We start from the raw sequence: 15436 nt of genomic DNA, 5'->3' as shown, positions 1-15436 counted from the left end.
GAACTATTTTGCTGCCTTCTCTTCCTTTGCCGCGCCCGGCGCCGCTTCCGGTGCTTTAGGTGCTACGTCAATCTCGTCATGGTCGCTCATACCTTTTTTCAGATTTTTTATAAAAGCGCCCATTCCTTTACCCAACTCAGGGAGCCTCTGCCCACCAAATAACACCAGAACCACCACAAGGATGACCAATAAATGAGGTATAGTTAAAAAATTCATACACCACCTCCTCGCAAAACCACGGGGGGTCTCACATTTTTTGCTTCACTGCCTTTCATAATATAATCATAACTTATTATAACGCCGATTATCAATGTTTAGTAAATCCTCTGGTGTATTTATATTAATAAAACTGTGGCCATCCTCGTCAATGCGGCGCAATTGTTCCCCTTGGACATACTTTGTATTAACGGTTTTCAGAATCGCGGCAAGGGATTTCACGCCGTCGCCGATAGATTTCCGCAGCATTGAGATTATCCTCTTATGGTAAACCGCCATAAGAGGCTCCGGCCTTCCCATGTGAAATGGGACGACGGCGTCATAGTTCAGAGAACAGGAGGCGAGAAGGGCAATCAACTCAGGGTTAACAAAAGGCATGTCACACGCCATAAAAAACGCCCTGTCGTGTCTGATATTTAACAGGCAGGAGAGAATGCCGGTTGCCGGCCCCCGTTGCGTTGACACATCGCCTATTAAGACTTCACACTTAGGGAAATACATCTCCGGCTGATTTGTGCTGATGATAATCTCGTCAAAGAGTGCCGCCATCAGACGCAGAGACCTGTCAATTATCGCCTCCCCGCCGATTTCAATAAACGCCTTAGGCGAGGGAAAGCGCGTATTTTCCCCACCGGCAAGGACAACCCCTGAAATGCCTTCTAAATGGCTCATAATTTCTTGTAATTATTGTACCAATACGCGTAAGTATTAGAAAACCCTTTCTTTCGCCGAATGCGGCATATATGGTATAATTAATCATGTTGGCAAAAAAGCGCGAGGAGGAATATCATATGAGGTATGCAATGAAAACAGGTAAGAACGCGGCGTTAGTCGTTGCGGCATTGGTTTTGGCATTGACGTATTTTGTATCATCTTCATATGGGGCGGACACAACATCGGGTGGCCAGACAACGGTTAAGTCAGGTACCGAACAGAAGCCATCGGCTGATACTACAAACAAACCCGCACAAAGTAAGCCAAAAACAAACAACGCCCAAACATCCACTACCACCACAGTTCCAAATTACAACCTGAAAACCCTGCCTTATCCGGGTTCAGGCAAGTAATCGTGGGAATGTCGCATATGCGGGGGGATCGAAATGAAACGGTTGTTGGCGGGTATAGTACACGTCATTATAATGTCTGCGAAGGGACATCGGGAACATGTACGGTTTGCAATCTATAGGTGAAATAAAAAAAGAAACAGAAAATAGTGATGACCTGGTGACCATTAAAGAAGCCAGTGAGTGGGCAACTGAACATTTAGCTAAAACCGTAACGCCCTCAAATATTTCTTATCTCATCCAATACGGGTTGATAAAGAAACTTCAAGGCAATGGCTCAACCCGGGTTTCCAAACAGGAGTTGAAATGTTACTACAAATCATTTAACGGCAATAGAGAGCATTCATGGAAAAATCAACTTGGCGAAGATTTAAACTGGGCCTTATCCTTTGATAAATACAAGGAAGCCGAGACTACAAAACATGTACATCGCCTGCATCCTTATAAAGGTAAATTTATACCCCAACTCGTGGAATATTTTCTCGACAGCCACACAGACCGCTTCAAAAAAGAAGTCTGTTTCAAACAGGGCGACATCGTTTTAGACCCCTTTTCAGGCAGTGGGACAACTATGGTGCAGTCCAGCGAATTGGGGATGCACACTATAGGAATTGATGTTTCTGCTTTCAACGCCTTAATCGGCAATGTCAAAGTAACCTCTTACAATATGTCTGACGTTCAGGCAGAAATCAACAGGATTACAAAAGCGCTCAAAATATTTCTTGCCAACTCGCGCACGATTGAGTTTGAAGAGAAACTCCTGCAATCACTTTATAAATTTAACAATGAATATTTTCCTGTTCCAGATTATAAATATCGCCTAAAGCGTGGAGAAATTGATGAAGACAGGTATGGTTCTGAAAAAGAAAAGAAGTTTTTGCCAACGTTCAATAACCTCGTAGAGCTTTATGGTATAAAGCTAAGACAAGACGAGACAGATACATTCCTTGATAAGTGGTATTCACAGCATATAAGGGACGAAATCAATTTCGTGTTGGACGAAATCTGTAAAATAACAAACGACGATACAAAAAATATCATAAGCGTTATATTGAGCAGAACTATCCGTTCCTGCAGGGCAACGACTCATGCAGACCTTGCGACTTTGTACGAACCTATCACGTCAACATATTATTGTGCCAAACACGGGAAGATGTGCAAGCCCATCTTCTCAATACTCAAATGGTGGGAAACTTATACGAAAGACACAGTCAAACGCTTAATGCAGTTTAACTGCCTGAGGACTCCTACGTTTCAGGCCTGTTTAACGGGAGACAGCCGAACGATAGACATTTTGGGAGAGCTTAGGAAAAGAAACTCTGCCTTTGCCGATTTAGCAGACAAGCAAAAAATCAAAGGGATTTTTTCCAGCCCACCATATATTGGTCTGATCAATTACCATGAACAACATGCTTACGCTTATGATTTGTTTGGATTTGAAAGAAAAGATATTTTGGAGATCGGCCCGCTTTATAAGGGCCAAAGCAGGGAAGCAAAAGAGAGTTATATTCATGGGATCACAGATGTTCTCAATAATTGCAAGAAGTTTTTGGCGGAAGATTACGATATTTTCCTTGTCGCAAATGATAAATACAACATATATCCTGCTATTGCCAAAGAATCTGGACTGCAAATCGTTAATCAATATAAACGCCCTGTATTAAACCGTACGGAGAAAGACAAAGGTGCATATTCCGAAACCATTTTCCATTTAAAGAGAAACCCGTGACTCTATCGCAAGAACAAATTACTAATGTTGAACATGTATTGCGTAATGCCTTAAGGCGTAAGTTCCAAAAATACAACCCAGAACCAGCGTATATGCCATTTCATACAAGGCTACTTGGTAAAGACAGGCTGGCTTTATATTCTTTCATACATTCTTTAAACACAAATTTTGGCACAAGTATTTTTGAACCAGTTGCATTGGCATTATCTTCGTCAAATTACGTAACCGCAGAATCACAACAGACTGTGGGAGTACAAATTTCAACAGACGCGCAAAGAGTTATTCAAAACATCATTGATAGGTTAGCAACAGCTAAAACATCTGATATATATCCAAACAAACCTGATGAAACTGATGCAATAAGATCGGTTTGTACTCAGGGCGAGATGAGACCAGTCAGGCTGACAAAAGCCGACATTAAGCTTGTTGCTCATGACGGAACGATTTTTTTCATTGATCTCAAGACAGCAAAACCCAATGCCGGTGAATTTAAGGGATTCAAGAGAACACTGTTAGAATGGGTTGCCGCAACACTTGCAACGAACCCAATGGCAAACGTTCAAACCCTTATTGCAATACCTTATAATCCTTATGAGCCAGCTGACTATAATCGCTGGACAATGCGTGGAATGTTAGACATAGATAATGAGTTAAAAGTTGCAAATGAATTTTGGGATTTTCTTGGAGGTAATGGCTCATATCAGGACTTACTCTGTATCTTTGAAAGAATAGGGATTGAATTACGGGATGAAATTGACGGCTATTTTGCTAAACATAATTATTAATGAGCAAGCCTTGAGGCATTAACACCCCCGAACCCGAAGCTGTTTGTGATGTCGGCGGCGGTTGCCTGAATATTTATCGTCGGGGGAATATGCCCCGCGTATAGCGAAATTGCGGTTGCTGCCATCTCAAATGCGGCTGAGGCAGAGAGCATATGGACTGCGGTTTTACAGGATGTCCAGATGGTAAAGCGGCCTGTTCCTATGTCCTCGCCCTGCGTTTTTCGTGATTAATATCGCGTCCAATGAAGTCATAGTATAATGGGTTAAGAAGCATATCTCTTCTATCCAGTCCGCAGCAAACAGGAATCAATTCCATATATATGGAGTGTACGCCCATATTTATTATAAAGCTAAAATAAATAATACTATAAAATCGAGCACTTAGAAAATTTTTCTGCTGGCACGGAAATTGATAGATAAATGCATGTGCCGATTTGAGCTATCTGGCTGCATACAGAAAACAGATAAAGGACTTCGTCCTGAATTAATCCAATCGTAAAGGAGTAAATATGAGTGAGAGAATAAAATTATCTGAAGTTACAAAAATAGAAGACATAAGCCGACTTGAAAGAAATGATGGCGTAGAAGGTATTCTTTGTAGAGTTTACGGTTTTAATGACTTTCAAGTTGAAACATTAGTGCCACAAGCGGTCATATATATCGTGAACGGACTTGATGATGCCAACAGAGCAGTCTTAGAGAATTCCCTTCAAACACAACAGCCGGACGTGGGAAAAGTTTTTTTGCGCGTCACGCTATGGCTTCTCTTAAAAAAGAATGGCGCAAATCACTTTCGAGAAGCAATTAGGCTGTTATCAGGATATTTCGGTACATTTAATAATATTAAAGGAGAACCTAACATAGACAAATTCCTACACTTGATTTTTTATTTTTCCCACTATTTTCTGAAGGATGCTCAATCAATAAAATATTTATCAGACTTTGTAACTGCATATGAAAACAATATAGAAAAACTTATTCGCGAAATTTCTATTCCGAATGTTGACGTTTCCCCTTTCTTTTTACTCAAGCCTCTGCAGACATACTATTGTTTTGGAAAATTCACTCACAATGGCAAAGATAGATTCAAAAAACTAATTGAGACTCTCCTTGACGGTTATATCGGTATAAAGGAAGATCACTGGGCTATGAATGTATTTACTACCTTTGAAAAATGCTTTGAAAAGGACGAGTATATCATCCTTAAAAGGCGTGTGGCTAAACTTCATTTAGACTTGGGTTTGGAAAGCAGTGGATTGAAGGCCAGAAAGCATTTGATAATTGCAGCAGGGATGTTTGAACAGGTTCAAGACAACAAGAGTATGGATGAGGCACTTGGGACAATAAGGAAAAAAGAACAGACAATAGGTCTTGAGGTTATTGAAGTACCTCTACAGACAGAAGTTTTGGATCAACTGATAGCAAGAGATCTAATGATATTAGAAGAAGTATTTAAGAAATGGATACCATGTGTTTCTCTTTTAGACCTTTTGTTTAATAACAATATGTTACCATCAAACACGGATGTAGAAAATAGTAAGCTTAACTCTATTATATATAAAATAGCAACAGTAATATCTATGACAGAAGGACGTAGTTGTATTTTAACCACTGAGGAAGAAGAAGAGGAACACAAGAAAGCAGATGCTATTAATCGGTGTTTATTTTTTGTACACTTCCATAAAATTAATCGGGTAATAGAATGGTTTATCGAGAAGTATGAAATTGAGGGCTTCAAAGAACGCTTAAAATACATATATCAGGAGTCAACTGTTTATGAAGAAACAAGAGAAACTATTATCGTTGATATAATTGGCAAATATTTGCAAGATGACATTATCGGTTTTGTTTATTCGGTGATTCCACAGATAGAGTATTTCCTGAAGCTATTGCTTGTACATAAAGGAATAAGTGTAACTGAAAGAAAGGTAAACTGTATTGAGGAAATCACTCTAACAAAAATATTGGGAAATTATAAGCAGGAACTCGTCGAAGTATTAGGGGAAAATTTCTATGAAGTATTGTGGCTATGTTTTCAATCTCAGTTCGGTCTTAACATAAGAAATTCAGTAATGCATGGTAGAGGACTGTCCTATATGCGTAAGGAATATGCTACTCTGTTATTTTTCATATTTGGATTTGTTATCTTTTTCGCTTATAAGGAAAACATCAATAACATGGCACCACCCCAAGAACAATAGAGGCATTGACGCCCCCGAAGCCGAAACTGCTTGTAACTCCGGCGGCAATGCCGTTGATTTTCAGTATCTTGCTTATGACATTCAGGCGGCAGGCGGGGTCAACTGACTTTATATTTATTGTCGGGGGAATTAGCCCCGTGTATATTGACATCGCCGTTACCGCCGTCTCAAATGCCGCCGAGGCAGAGAGCATATGCCCCGTCATTGATTTGTTCGCCGTTACCGGCAGCCTCGCGGCTCTGTCCTTAAACGCCTTATGTATGGCCTCAGACTCTACGGCGTCCCCAAGAGGCGTTGAGGTCGCGTGGGCGTTGATGAAGTCAATATCCTCAGGGCCGATTGCCGCCTCAGCAAGGGCGTTACGCATAGCGGCGGCCTGCATAGCGCTGTCCGGCCTCACCATGTCAAGACCGTCTGAGGTGTTGCCATAGCCTAAGACCTCCGCATATATGCGCGCCCCGCGCGAAAGTGCCCTCTTGTATCCCTCCATCACCACCACACATGCCCCTTCGGCAAGGACAAAGCCGTCTCGCCCCGTGCAAAACGGCCTCGACGCTGATAAAGACGCACTCTTTGACAACGCCCCGCTTGCCCCGTACCCGGCTATGCAGAGCGCACAAAGCGGCGCCTCTGCACCTCCGGCAACCGCTCCCTCCGCGTAACCGTGCTTTATCAGCCTGAACGCCTCCCCAACCGCGTTTGCCCCTGAGGTGCAGGCGTTTGATATGCCAAGCGTATGGCCGGCAAGCCCGAATTTTTGCGATATATATGACGCCGCCATCGAGGCCGTAGTTGCCGGCATCAAATACGCCGCCCCCCGTAGCCGCCCATTTTCGTGTGCCGCGAGCCGTACCGCCGCGTCGTTTATCGTCGTTATCCCACCCCTGCTTGTCCCAATTATTGAGGCAAATCCAGATGGCTGCTTATCATCAAGAGCGGAGTCGTCAAGCGCCATCGCCGCCGCCGCAACCGCGTAGTGGACAAACGGGTCAAGGCGATTTATCTCCCGTACGCCCAGAAATTGCCCCGCGTCAAATCCAATTAACTGACCACCCTGTGTAACACCGCCGCGGCGCAAGCGTGCGGGAAGCGGCCTTATCCCGCTCCTGCCTTCTATGAGACCGCTCCATGACTCACTAAAACTATTTCCAAGCGGCGTCACCGCCCCTATGCCGGTGATAACCACGCGGTTCACAGACACCTCGGCTCCTGTGCGTCCAGTCTGCCGACAACAGCGTACGACACCGCCGGACACCCGCCCCGGCAACGGTTAAACAGCCCGCAACGCTTCCTTAAGCACTTGTTACCATGAAAAACCCTGAAAAAATCTAACACGGGATTAGACCATATCACCTCAAAATCGTCTGTAAATATATTGCCAAGCCTGAACTGCCGGTGTCTGAAAAACAGGTTGCATGGATACACATCGCCGTTTGGAAGTACGGCCGCCTTCGTAGTCCCCGCCGGACATCTCACGCCCTCAAGTTCAGGATATACCTCCATATCTGGCAAAAACCCCGCGCAATACACCCCGTCAACTCCATTTCTTTCCCGCTTCAACTCATTCAGTATCTCATAATATTCAAAAAACGGCATAGTCTCACGCAGGTCATCCTTAGATATGGCGTCTCTGAAGATTAAATAATAGTTTATCCCTGGCATTCCCACATACTTTGCCGCCGCCCCCGGCACAGGGAATGGTTTTTTTGCGGCAACGCTCTTTACGTAAGGTTTGCAGTCGGTTATGAAATCATCAAGAACTGAGCTGTTGTTGCTATTAACGGAGACCCCGATTTTTATGTTTGCGCCTCTGGCGTGTGCCTTCGATATGAGCCTCAGCGTTCTGATGTTTGAGCCGTTTGTGCTTATTACGGCAGAGAGATTGTTTTCATTTATTATGGAGGCAAATTCGGGCAGGGCTGGATGGAGGGTCGGCTCACCACCGAGTATGTCAACACTCTCGACGCCGATTCCTTTAAGTATGTGTATAAGCGACAAAAAATCGTGGGGGCTTATGGCATCAGCCCCGCCTAACCCCCGATTAAAACAGAAATCACACCTGTAGTTGCATGACAGAGTGGGGTAGAACTGTATGCCGCGCGGGTGTGCCCCTGCGGCATCAGGCATCCTCAATGACATCGTCAATCCAGGCGAGGGCGGCGGCAACCGCCGGAAATCCCACAACGCTGGTCAGCAGGACGGCGGCGTGTCTCACCTGCTCGGGCGTGGCACCGTGTGACAGCGCCCTGCGCGTGTGGCTGTGGACAGAGCCTTCTGAGCGTATCGCAACGGCGGCGGCAAGCTGCACAAGTTCCGCCGTCATCGCCTCAAGCGGTCCGGCGTTTTTTGCCGCCTGGCCCAGTGCCTCCACAGCCTCAATTAGTTTGCCGTGCCTTTCCCTTATTTTAGAATAATGCGCCGGTAGCTTTTTCATTTTGCCTCCGCGTGTAGTGTTATTTAATATTGAATTCTTTTTTAATAGCCGTGTCGTTGTAGCCTACGATTACCGCACGGCCTCCATCAATCACTATCGTCGGGAATGACTCCCGCGGGTTATACTTTTTGACTTCTAAGAGGAGCTTGTCTCGTGATTCTATGTCCAAAGTGTCCAGCTCAACGAGGATGAATTCTATGTTATGTTTTGCAAGCAGCTCCTTTGTCTTTTTGCAGGATGGACAGGTGCTCAAGGCAAATAGTACTGTTTTTTTCTCACTCATGTGTGTAGGTTCCTCATAATTGTTTATAACACCAGCCGTTTAGCGGCCTCGTAAACATCTTTCAACGCGGTGGGATGCCCAAGTATCGCCCCCTGTGAATCAACCTTTGTAAAATAAACAGTCTCATGTTTAGGGACGCTTATTGTCCTGAAAAATGCCGTTGCTGTTGCGCCGCCACTTTTAAAACCGGCCTCTTTGTCCATACCTCCAACCATCAGCAGCAGTCCCTTTCTGCCCTCCTGCCCCTCCGGTATCGGACGGCGAAGGAGATATTTTTCACACCAGAGCGCCTGGCACCTGTCTATCAAACCCTTTATCTGTGCCGTCAGGCCGAAAAAAAATATCGGCGACGCCACAATAAACCTCGCAGATGTGTGTATCGCCCTATATACGGCTTCCATGTCGTCTTCTATGATGCACCTGCCGGTGGTGTCGCAACCGCCACAATTGCTGCATGGGGCCAAGTCCATGCCGTGCGGGCGGAACAGCTCAACAGGGCAGCCCTCTTCTTTGACTGCCCTGATGGCCTCGTTTAACAATATCTCAGTGTTGCCGTTTACCCTCGGACTGCCGAGGATGGCTGTCACCTTCATGGCTATACCTGTAACACCATAGGCTCACCGCAACAGACCAGCTCACCACCGCCTACTTTCGTCACTACTACCTCGTTTCCACATATCTCGCACTTGTACTTTTCACCTTCTTTGGCAACTGCCATGTCAACACCTCCGTGTAATATGTTATTTAAGGGCCTCGGCGACTTTGCCAACGAGGTTGGCACCGGGTGTGAGGGTCTTGTCTCCTTCAGCCTTCCACTTTGCCGGACATGCCTCAGCTCCATGCTTTGACAGGTACACGTTTCCTTTTAGTTTTCTCAAAAGCTCATCCATGTTTCTTCCGAGATTGTAGAAATTTATCTCGGCATTTAAGAGCACCCCATCAGGGTTGATAATAAACGAACCCCGCAGGTCAAGTCCCGTGAACTCGTCATAAACGCCAAACAGACTTGACAGCGAAGTATTGCGGTCAGCGCCCATCGGATATTTGACATTCTCAAGGGATTTCTCATCCTTGTGCCATGCCAGATGCGTAAATTTCGTATCTGTACTCACCGTAATGACCTCTGCCCCACTCTTTTTAAACTCGTCATACAAACCGGCAAGGGCCGCAAACTCTGTCGCGCAGACAAACGTAAAATCCGCAGGGTAAAACACGAGGACTGTCCACTTGCCCTCTTTTTTCAACGCCTCAAGCGATATTTCTCCAAAATCCTTCTTCACAGGGTCATATATGTCTATTTTAAAATCCGGTACCTGCTGCCCCACCTTTAAACCGCAACACACGTCATCATAACCTAAGTCATCACACATATTTTCTCCTCCTATTTATTTAACATTAACAGTATGGCCTGAAAGGCCTTATTCATTTATGGTAATTTGCTTAACGGCCTCCCACTGGCCGTGGAGGTTGCATCTTTCGACAACCCTTATTGAAGAGGCGCGGTGTTTGCCACTTTTAACTAATGTTACGCTTACTTCGGGAATGGTGGTTACTGGCGTCAAGTCAATTCTCACCTTAAAATTATCTCCCGAAAAGACCTCAATCCACTGTATGCTATGCCCTTCCTGCATGACGTGAGGTATCTCGCCTACCTTGATTGCCACCTTAAACGGCTCCCCTGCCTTCACCGTATCGGGGCAGTCAATAACAGGGATATGCTTCTTTTCAGTCTCTGTTAGATTGCCGGGGTCTGCCGGTCTGTTCACACCACAAAATAAACTCTTTTCTGACATCGTAATGACCTCCTTAGTTGATTAAAAAACAACCTTATGCAGGCTCAAATGCCTCTTTTGGGGCGTTACACACCGGACATGTGTAATCGTCGTGCAGCTCGTTAAACGGTGTCCCTTCCTTTGTTTCATCGTAAATCCATCCACATACGGTGCATCTGTACATAATTTTAACCCTCCTTCTTCACATCGCCGTTGATGCGCTGTTAAATTTTTTCTGATACTCCTTCACCTGCCGCGCAAAGTTGCGGCCGAATTCATAGCAGTGCTTCTCGTCCTCGGCCTTCAGCCTGTATTGTACCTGAATGCCGGGTTCAATTACCGGCATTTTCATCTGTTTAAACATCTCATATAACCAGTTCACTGCCCCTCCACCCCAGCCGTAGCTGCCAAAGGCGGCCATCAGCCGCTCCTTCGGCCGCAGCCCCTTCAGGTGCACCATAAACTCCGCTATCGAGGGAAACACCTCGTTGTTTAATGTTGGAGAGCCTATCAAACAGCCCCTCGATTTCCAGAACTCCTTTATCGCCACACTCATAGGGGTTGAGCGCAGCTTTATTACCTTGCAGTCAACGCCCTCATCCCGTATGCCCCTCAACATGGGGAGGGTCATCTGCTCGGTGCTGCTCCACATGGTGTCGTATATTATGACTATCCTCTCTTTGGCCTTATTGTTTGCCATGTCGAGGTACATTTCCATCGCACGCTCATGGTGTTTCCTCCATATAATGCCGTGGTCAGGGGCTATCATATCTATTTCAATGCCCATTTTTTGAATTTCATTTATTTTTGCCTTTATCAGCGTACCAAAGGGCATCAGGATATTGGCATAGTAGTCCAGCGTGGAGTCTTCAAGCTCAGCCCATGAGGCGCTGTCTATGAATTCGTCGTCAAAGCGTGCCGCTGTGGCAACATGCTGGCCAAAGGCGTCCTGCGACAGGAGGAGTTTGGCCCCATCCACGTAGGTCATCATCGAATCCGGCCAGTGTATCATCGGGGTCTCTATGAATTTCAGCTTGTATTTTCCAGTTTTTATCTCGTCGCCGGTCTTGACGATTTTAATGTTCCACTTTGAGATATCAAAAAATCTATCCATCCCTGACTTGCCCCTTTGGGTTGTATATATAGTAACATCCCGCGGGACGATCTCCATAACCCTCTCAAGGGCACCCATGTGGTCATTTTCTATGTGATTTATCACTATGTTTTTTATCATGGACGGGTCAACGACACTCTTTATGTTGGCGATGCCTACTTCAAGGAAATCGTGCTTTACAGTGTCAACCAGCGTTACCTCCTCATCCATGACCAAATAATTATTGTACGTAGTCCCGCTTGGCGTTACATAACCGTGAAAATCCCTCACAGCCCAATCAACAACGCCTACCCAGTAGATATCCGGCTTTATTTCAATGACATTCATCCTCTCACCACCTTATATTCTCTTGCCGCCTTATTTTAACAGCTAATCCGCGCCGCTCAACCACGAAGACTCGGCACACCAACTATGGCACCTCCCTCAATATAACACCAACGTAACGCTCACGTCAGAGGCCAACCCGATATGAGTCAATTGTTACATGAACTAATTTTTGAATCAATCGGTAGAAGGCTGGTTTCCGTATAGGATTATTTAGAATATATATAGGGAAATTACCTATACTACCGATTCGGTATCACGCATGTATTGCAGTCCTTGCAGCGTACCTCGTCGCTCCAGATCTCAAGGACAGCGCCGCACGACGGGCACTCTACCGTGTTGGGGACTGCCGCTGAATTGACAGCGCAGAGTGGCTTTTCCTTAAACTGTGACCCGCTCATGCGCCTTCCTCCATCCCTGTCCCTTCAACCGCTCCATGCGCGTATTTGCCCATGCCTTGATTTCCTGCAAATACTGCTTTGGATTGACCCTGGCAATTGATACGATTTCCTCTTTCTCACGAAGGCTGTCCATATGGTCGTTCGGATATATGCCGCGCCATGAGCAGTAATCCTCGTCAAATATTACCTCTGGCGAGAGATTTCTCAAATGCTCGGCGGGCAAACTCTTCGCCATCAGGCGAGCGATGTCCATTTCATATTCTAAAATCCAGCCGTTGTCGGCAATCATCGTATCGGGATTGAACGTGACACCTTTACTGCACACAGGGCAATAAAGCCCCATCAATGTCTCAGGCGGCAATATCTCACATCTGAAAGTGATACTGACCTCCTGCGCCCCGCAACTACATTTAAATGTATGATCCATACACATAATCAAGACCCTCCTTCGATAACTTCATAGATGATTTCTCAATCACTCATCTTTTTTCATAGTACCCTTTTCGCCGCACTTGGGACACTTCTGAGGTTTGCATCTGCCTTCTTTTACCGTGCCGCATTTCTCACACTTAAAAACTGCCACAGCCCAACACCTCCTTTATTCCCCCGCGTTTTCTACACATTCAGATCGTACAACGACTTGCCGTATAATCAGGGTTCAGTAACCCCGTAAGTTACCCACTGTATTTTATTTTAGCATCAAACAAAGGCCAGCGTCAAGGGGGGTATATTGACATTATGCTATTAATGATTTCTATGATGGCGGCGATGATTTTGCGTTATTATTTGTGATTATGGGGGAAGATATATGTCAAAAATAACAAAAATAATGATCAGCTCAACATCTGAAGATTTAATAGAGCACAGGAAATTCGTTATGGATGCCCTCCAAAGGATGACACTACCATACTCTGCGATGGAATTTTTTGGCAGCAGAACGGAAGAATCAGAAGATGTTTGTTATAAAGAGATTGAAAAGTGTGACTATCTCGTAGGTATATACGCGTGGAGATACGGCTGGATACCAGGCCCGGACGGGTTGTCAATCACAGAAAAAGAATATGATTATGCAAAAGAATGTGGAGTAAAACGGCTTTGCTATATAATTGATGAATGCCATCCATGGCCCCCTAAGCAGATAGAAGGCGGTGATGCCCCTAAAAAGTTAAAGGCATTCAAATCGAAAGTAAGCAAAGTTGTTCGCAGTACATTTACAACACCCGATAACCTTGCAAAACAAGTCGCGGCGGATTTATTCCGCGAACTTTCTGCTGCCACAACTGAGGACTCAGAACCCTTACCGGCAGACAATAATGATGAGGGTTTTAATTATCCTTCCTTATATGATAATAAAAAGGTTATAGGCCGTGATAGGTTTATTACAGAGCTAAAGAAGACCATTAACGACCATAACCTTCTTACTCTTTGCGGTATTGGAGGGGTTGGAAAAACGGCGGTTGCAATTAAAGCGTGTAAAGATGAGACGCTGCAAGGGCAGTTCGATATGTTCTTTATCCCGATGGAAAGACTTGGCGCTAACTCAAGCGAAGGCCAATTTATAGATATGATAGCCGAAGCCACAGGATTGCCCGAAGATGCACGTAAGAGTTTGGACGCACTGATAGCCGCCATCAAGACTAAAAGTGCAACGCGCCCCGTTCTTTTGCTGTTTGACAATTATGAAAGCATAGATGAGGTAAAGGGAAGGCGTGTGATAAGTAAGCTCACCGACGTAAAGAATTTAAAGATACTGGTAACCTCAAGGACGGTGGTCGGTATTGATAATGTCGAAAATCAGTTAGAATTAAAGCCTTTGAAGTGGAACGCCGAAGATAGCGCAAAGGCCGGATTATTAGAATCCCTCAAGTCATCTGATTCATATCAAATACTCAAGGCACGAGTAAGGCTTTTGAGGGGGAGGAAGGATTGGGAGGTGTCCAGTGTTGACGCGGAGCATGTGAAAAGCGTACTTGAGACTACATGCGGCATACCGCTTGCGATTGAGTTGGTGGCAAGCCGGATGGTTCCCTCCTATACATGGCAAGAGGCGGCGACGACGTTAAGGGAATCGTTAAGACTGATAGGGCTAAAAGATAGCCACCGTGAAGGCACGATATCTCCGGACAGACATTTGAGCATGGAGGCGTGTCTTAATTGGTCATATGAAAGATTGTCTGAACCGGCTCAAAGGTTATTTCGCGCCATATCGCTTTTTGCTAATGGCTTTGAGACGAAATTGGTTGAGAAATGTTATGGGCAATTATTTAGCGATACGAGCGGGGTAACGTCAATAAGGGAACGTTTAGATGAAATAGAAGCGTCTTCGCTCATAAGTTCTCTTGACGGCAAATGGAGCTTCCTGCCTATCGTACATCGTTACGCAAAATATTTACTTAATGAAGATGAGGGCAAATCAAAAGTAGAAGCCGCCTTTATTTCATATTGGGATAGTTTTGTTAAGGAATATTCAAGCTCTGACGAAAAACTCATGAGCAATTTGAAATCATTGGAACAAGAACATGGACATCTTACCGAGTTCCTTAATTTGTTGCTTGCGAATCGAGATAACCATGATATGTTCATGGCAAGTACGACTAGCCTCGGCGGATTTTGGTATATAAAAAGAATGTGGGGAGATAGTATCAGTTATTTGGAAAGCGCTATAAAAATTGCAAGAGATAAAACTGAAAAAAACCCTGATAATTATCAACCGCAGGTTGCCAGTACCGGCAACAACCTTGCCATCCTGCTTTCAGACATGGGCGATATGGGCGGGGCTAAGGGACTTTTCGAGGAGGCTCTTCGGATAATACGACCCCTATCTAAAAAATATCCTGACGCGTATTTGCCGAAACTTGCTGTGGTATGCCATAACTTTGTCGGCCTGCTTGAGGAGATGGGCGAGGTTGAAAGGGCTGCGGCGCTTTTGAAGGAGGCAGACGATATAAATAAGGGAAGGCGATGAAAGGGTGGACGGGCAACTTTAACAACACCCTAATGACCGCTTTTTGGTATATTGACCTTAATGCCTATGACGTTAACTCCGGTAGGGGGTTCTCTGGATTCCTGCTTTACCGTGAAAATCCTATGGAGCTAGGGCACACACCTCCCCC

21 protein-coding genes are annotated in these 15436 nt (G+C 45.2%); 5 read left to right on the top strand and 16 right to left on the bottom strand.

The annotated features are described in order from the left end of the window. Positions 1 to 3: 3 nt before the first annotated feature. Complete coding sequence (gene tatA / locus AB7D94_RS04095) at positions 4 to 216, bottom strand: twin-arginine translocase TatA/TatE family subunit (protein ID WP_420264454.1); 213 nt, start codon at positions 214 to 216, stop codon at positions 4 to 6. A 66-nt stretch (positions 217 to 282) separates the two neighbouring features. After that, the gene (gene mobA, locus AB7D94_RS04090; RefSeq protein ID WP_420264453.1) at positions 283 to 888 is read right to left on the bottom strand and encodes a molybdenum cofactor guanylyltransferase; all 606 of its coding nucleotides are present in this window, start codon (positions 886 to 888) and stop codon (positions 283 to 285) included. Positions 889 to 1019: 131 nt separating this feature from the next. Between mobA and AB7D94_RS04085 the strand changes: the two genes are divergently transcribed. The 3 genes from AB7D94_RS04085 (at position 1020) to AB7D94_RS04075 (ending at position 3794) form a co-directional block, all read left to right on the top strand. Next, positions 1020 to 1283 (top strand): hypothetical protein, encoded by a 264-nt coding sequence (locus AB7D94_RS04085; RefSeq protein ID WP_420264452.1) that lies wholly within the window; start codon positions 1020 to 1022, stop codon positions 1281 to 1283. A 97-nt stretch (positions 1284 to 1380) separates the two neighbouring features. Continuing rightward, complete coding sequence (locus tag AB7D94_RS04080) at positions 1381 to 3009, top strand: DNA methyltransferase (protein ID WP_420264451.1); 1629 nt, start codon at positions 1381 to 1383, stop codon at positions 3007 to 3009. Next, positions 3006 to 3794, top strand: a complete 789-nt coding sequence (locus tag AB7D94_RS04075; protein ID WP_420264450.1) for a TdeIII family type II restriction endonuclease — start codon at positions 3006 to 3008, stop codon at positions 3792 to 3794. The genes AB7D94_RS04080 and AB7D94_RS04075 overlap by 4 nt, the downstream gene beginning before the upstream one ends. Here AB7D94_RS04075 and AB7D94_RS04070 read toward each other — a convergent pair. Next, positions 3791 to 3919: a hypothetical protein gene (locus AB7D94_RS04070; RefSeq protein WP_420264449.1), complete on the bottom strand. Its 129-nt coding sequence runs from the start codon at positions 3917 to 3919 to the stop codon at positions 3791 to 3793. The genes AB7D94_RS04075 and AB7D94_RS04070 overlap by 4 nt on opposite strands. Positions 3920 to 4303: 384 nt before the next feature. Here AB7D94_RS04070 and AB7D94_RS04065 point away from each other — a divergent pair, with 384 nt between their 5' ends. After that, positions 4304 to 5995, top strand: a complete 1692-nt coding sequence (locus tag AB7D94_RS04065; protein WP_420264448.1) for a DUF4209 domain-containing protein — start codon at positions 4304 to 4306, stop codon at positions 5993 to 5995. On the opposite strand, the gene AB7D94_RS04060 is transcribed toward AB7D94_RS04065, so the two are convergent. The 13 genes from AB7D94_RS04060 to AB7D94_RS04000 form a co-directional block, all read right to left on the bottom strand. Next, positions 5964 to 7190 carry a beta-ketoacyl-[acyl-carrier-protein] synthase family protein gene (locus tag AB7D94_RS04060; RefSeq protein WP_420264447.1) on the bottom strand — a complete coding sequence of 409 codons (1227 nt, stop codon included), beginning with the start codon at positions 7188 to 7190 and terminating at the stop codon, positions 5964 to 5966. The two genes, AB7D94_RS04065 and AB7D94_RS04060, sit on opposite strands and share 32 nt — an antisense overlap. Next, positions 7187 to 8122: a radical SAM/SPASM domain-containing protein gene (locus tag AB7D94_RS04055; protein WP_420264446.1), complete on the bottom strand. Its 936-nt coding sequence runs from the start codon at positions 8120 to 8122 to the stop codon at positions 7187 to 7189. Before AB7D94_RS04055 ends, AB7D94_RS04060 begins: the two co-directional genes overlap by 4 nt. Continuing rightward, positions 8115 to 8429, bottom strand: coding sequence for a carboxymuconolactone decarboxylase family protein (locus tag AB7D94_RS04050; RefSeq protein WP_420264445.1), 315 nt, complete (start codon positions 8427 to 8429; stop codon positions 8115 to 8117). Before AB7D94_RS04050 ends, AB7D94_RS04055 begins: the two co-directional genes overlap by 8 nt. A 19-nt stretch (positions 8430 to 8448) precedes the next feature. Beyond that, a complete protein-coding gene (locus AB7D94_RS04045) occupies positions 8449 to 8712 on the bottom strand; it encodes a glutaredoxin family protein (protein ID WP_420264444.1) in 264 nt (87 codons plus the stop codon). Positions 8713 to 8735: 23 nt separating this feature from the next. Further along, the gene (locus tag AB7D94_RS04040; RefSeq protein WP_420264443.1) at positions 8736 to 9305 is read right to left on the bottom strand and encodes a flavodoxin family protein; all 570 of its coding nucleotides are present in this window, start codon (positions 9303 to 9305) and stop codon (positions 8736 to 8738) included. Positions 9306 to 9307: 2 nt separating this feature from the next. Beyond that, positions 9308 to 9430, bottom strand: coding sequence for a desulfoferrodoxin FeS4 iron-binding domain-containing protein (locus tag AB7D94_RS04035; RefSeq protein ID WP_420264442.1), 123 nt, complete (start codon positions 9428 to 9430; stop codon positions 9308 to 9310). Between the two features lie 22 nt (positions 9431 to 9452). Further along, complete coding sequence (locus AB7D94_RS04030; RefSeq protein WP_420264441.1) at positions 9453 to 10082, bottom strand: peroxiredoxin; 630 nt, start codon at positions 10080 to 10082, stop codon at positions 9453 to 9455. 48 nt (positions 10083 to 10130) lie between these two features. Next, positions 10131 to 10505: a class II SORL domain-containing protein gene (locus tag AB7D94_RS04025; protein ID WP_420264440.1), complete on the bottom strand. Its 375-nt coding sequence runs from the start codon at positions 10503 to 10505 to the stop codon at positions 10131 to 10133. 34 nt (positions 10506 to 10539) lie between these two features. Beyond that, a complete protein-coding gene (locus AB7D94_RS04020) occupies positions 10540 to 10668 on the bottom strand; it encodes a rubredoxin (RefSeq protein WP_420264439.1) in 129 nt (42 codons plus the stop codon). An 18-nt stretch (positions 10669 to 10686) separates the two neighbouring features. After that, entirely contained in the window at positions 10687 to 11925 is a 1239-nt protein-coding gene (locus AB7D94_RS04015; protein WP_420264438.1) for an FprA family A-type flavoprotein, read from the bottom strand. Positions 11926 to 12164: 239 nt separating this feature from the next. Next, positions 12165 to 12323 (bottom strand): hypothetical protein, encoded by a 159-nt coding sequence (locus AB7D94_RS04010; RefSeq protein WP_420264437.1) that lies wholly within the window; start codon positions 12321 to 12323, stop codon positions 12165 to 12167. Beyond that, the gene (locus AB7D94_RS04005; RefSeq protein WP_420264436.1) at positions 12304 to 12756 is read right to left on the bottom strand and encodes a hypothetical protein; all 453 of its coding nucleotides are present in this window, start codon (positions 12754 to 12756) and stop codon (positions 12304 to 12306) included. The genes AB7D94_RS04010 and AB7D94_RS04005 overlap by 20 nt, the downstream gene beginning before the upstream one ends. Positions 12757 to 12798: 42 nt before the next feature. Continuing rightward, positions 12799 to 12906 carry an RCKP-type rubredoxin-like domain-containing protein gene (locus tag AB7D94_RS04000; RefSeq protein ID WP_420264435.1) on the bottom strand — a complete coding sequence of 36 codons (108 nt, stop codon included), beginning with the start codon at positions 12904 to 12906 and terminating at the stop codon, positions 12799 to 12801. A 225-nt stretch (positions 12907 to 13131) separates the two neighbouring features. Here AB7D94_RS04000 and AB7D94_RS03995 point away from each other — a divergent pair, with 225 nt between their 5' ends. Further along, the gene (locus AB7D94_RS03995; protein ID WP_420264434.1) at positions 13132 to 15288 is read left to right on the top strand and encodes a DUF4062 domain-containing protein; all 2157 of its coding nucleotides are present in this window, start codon (positions 13132 to 13134) and stop codon (positions 15286 to 15288) included. Positions 15289 to 15436: the final 148 nt, after the last annotated feature.

Origin of the sequence: Candidatus Magnetominusculus dajiuhuensis (genome assembly GCF_046044395.1) — a bacterium.
Classification (GTDB): Bacteria; Nitrospirota; Thermodesulfovibrionia; order Thermodesulfovibrionales; family Magnetobacteriaceae; genus Magnetominusculus; species Magnetominusculus dajiuhuensis.
This window is presented reverse-complemented; position numbering and strand designations above follow the sequence as displayed.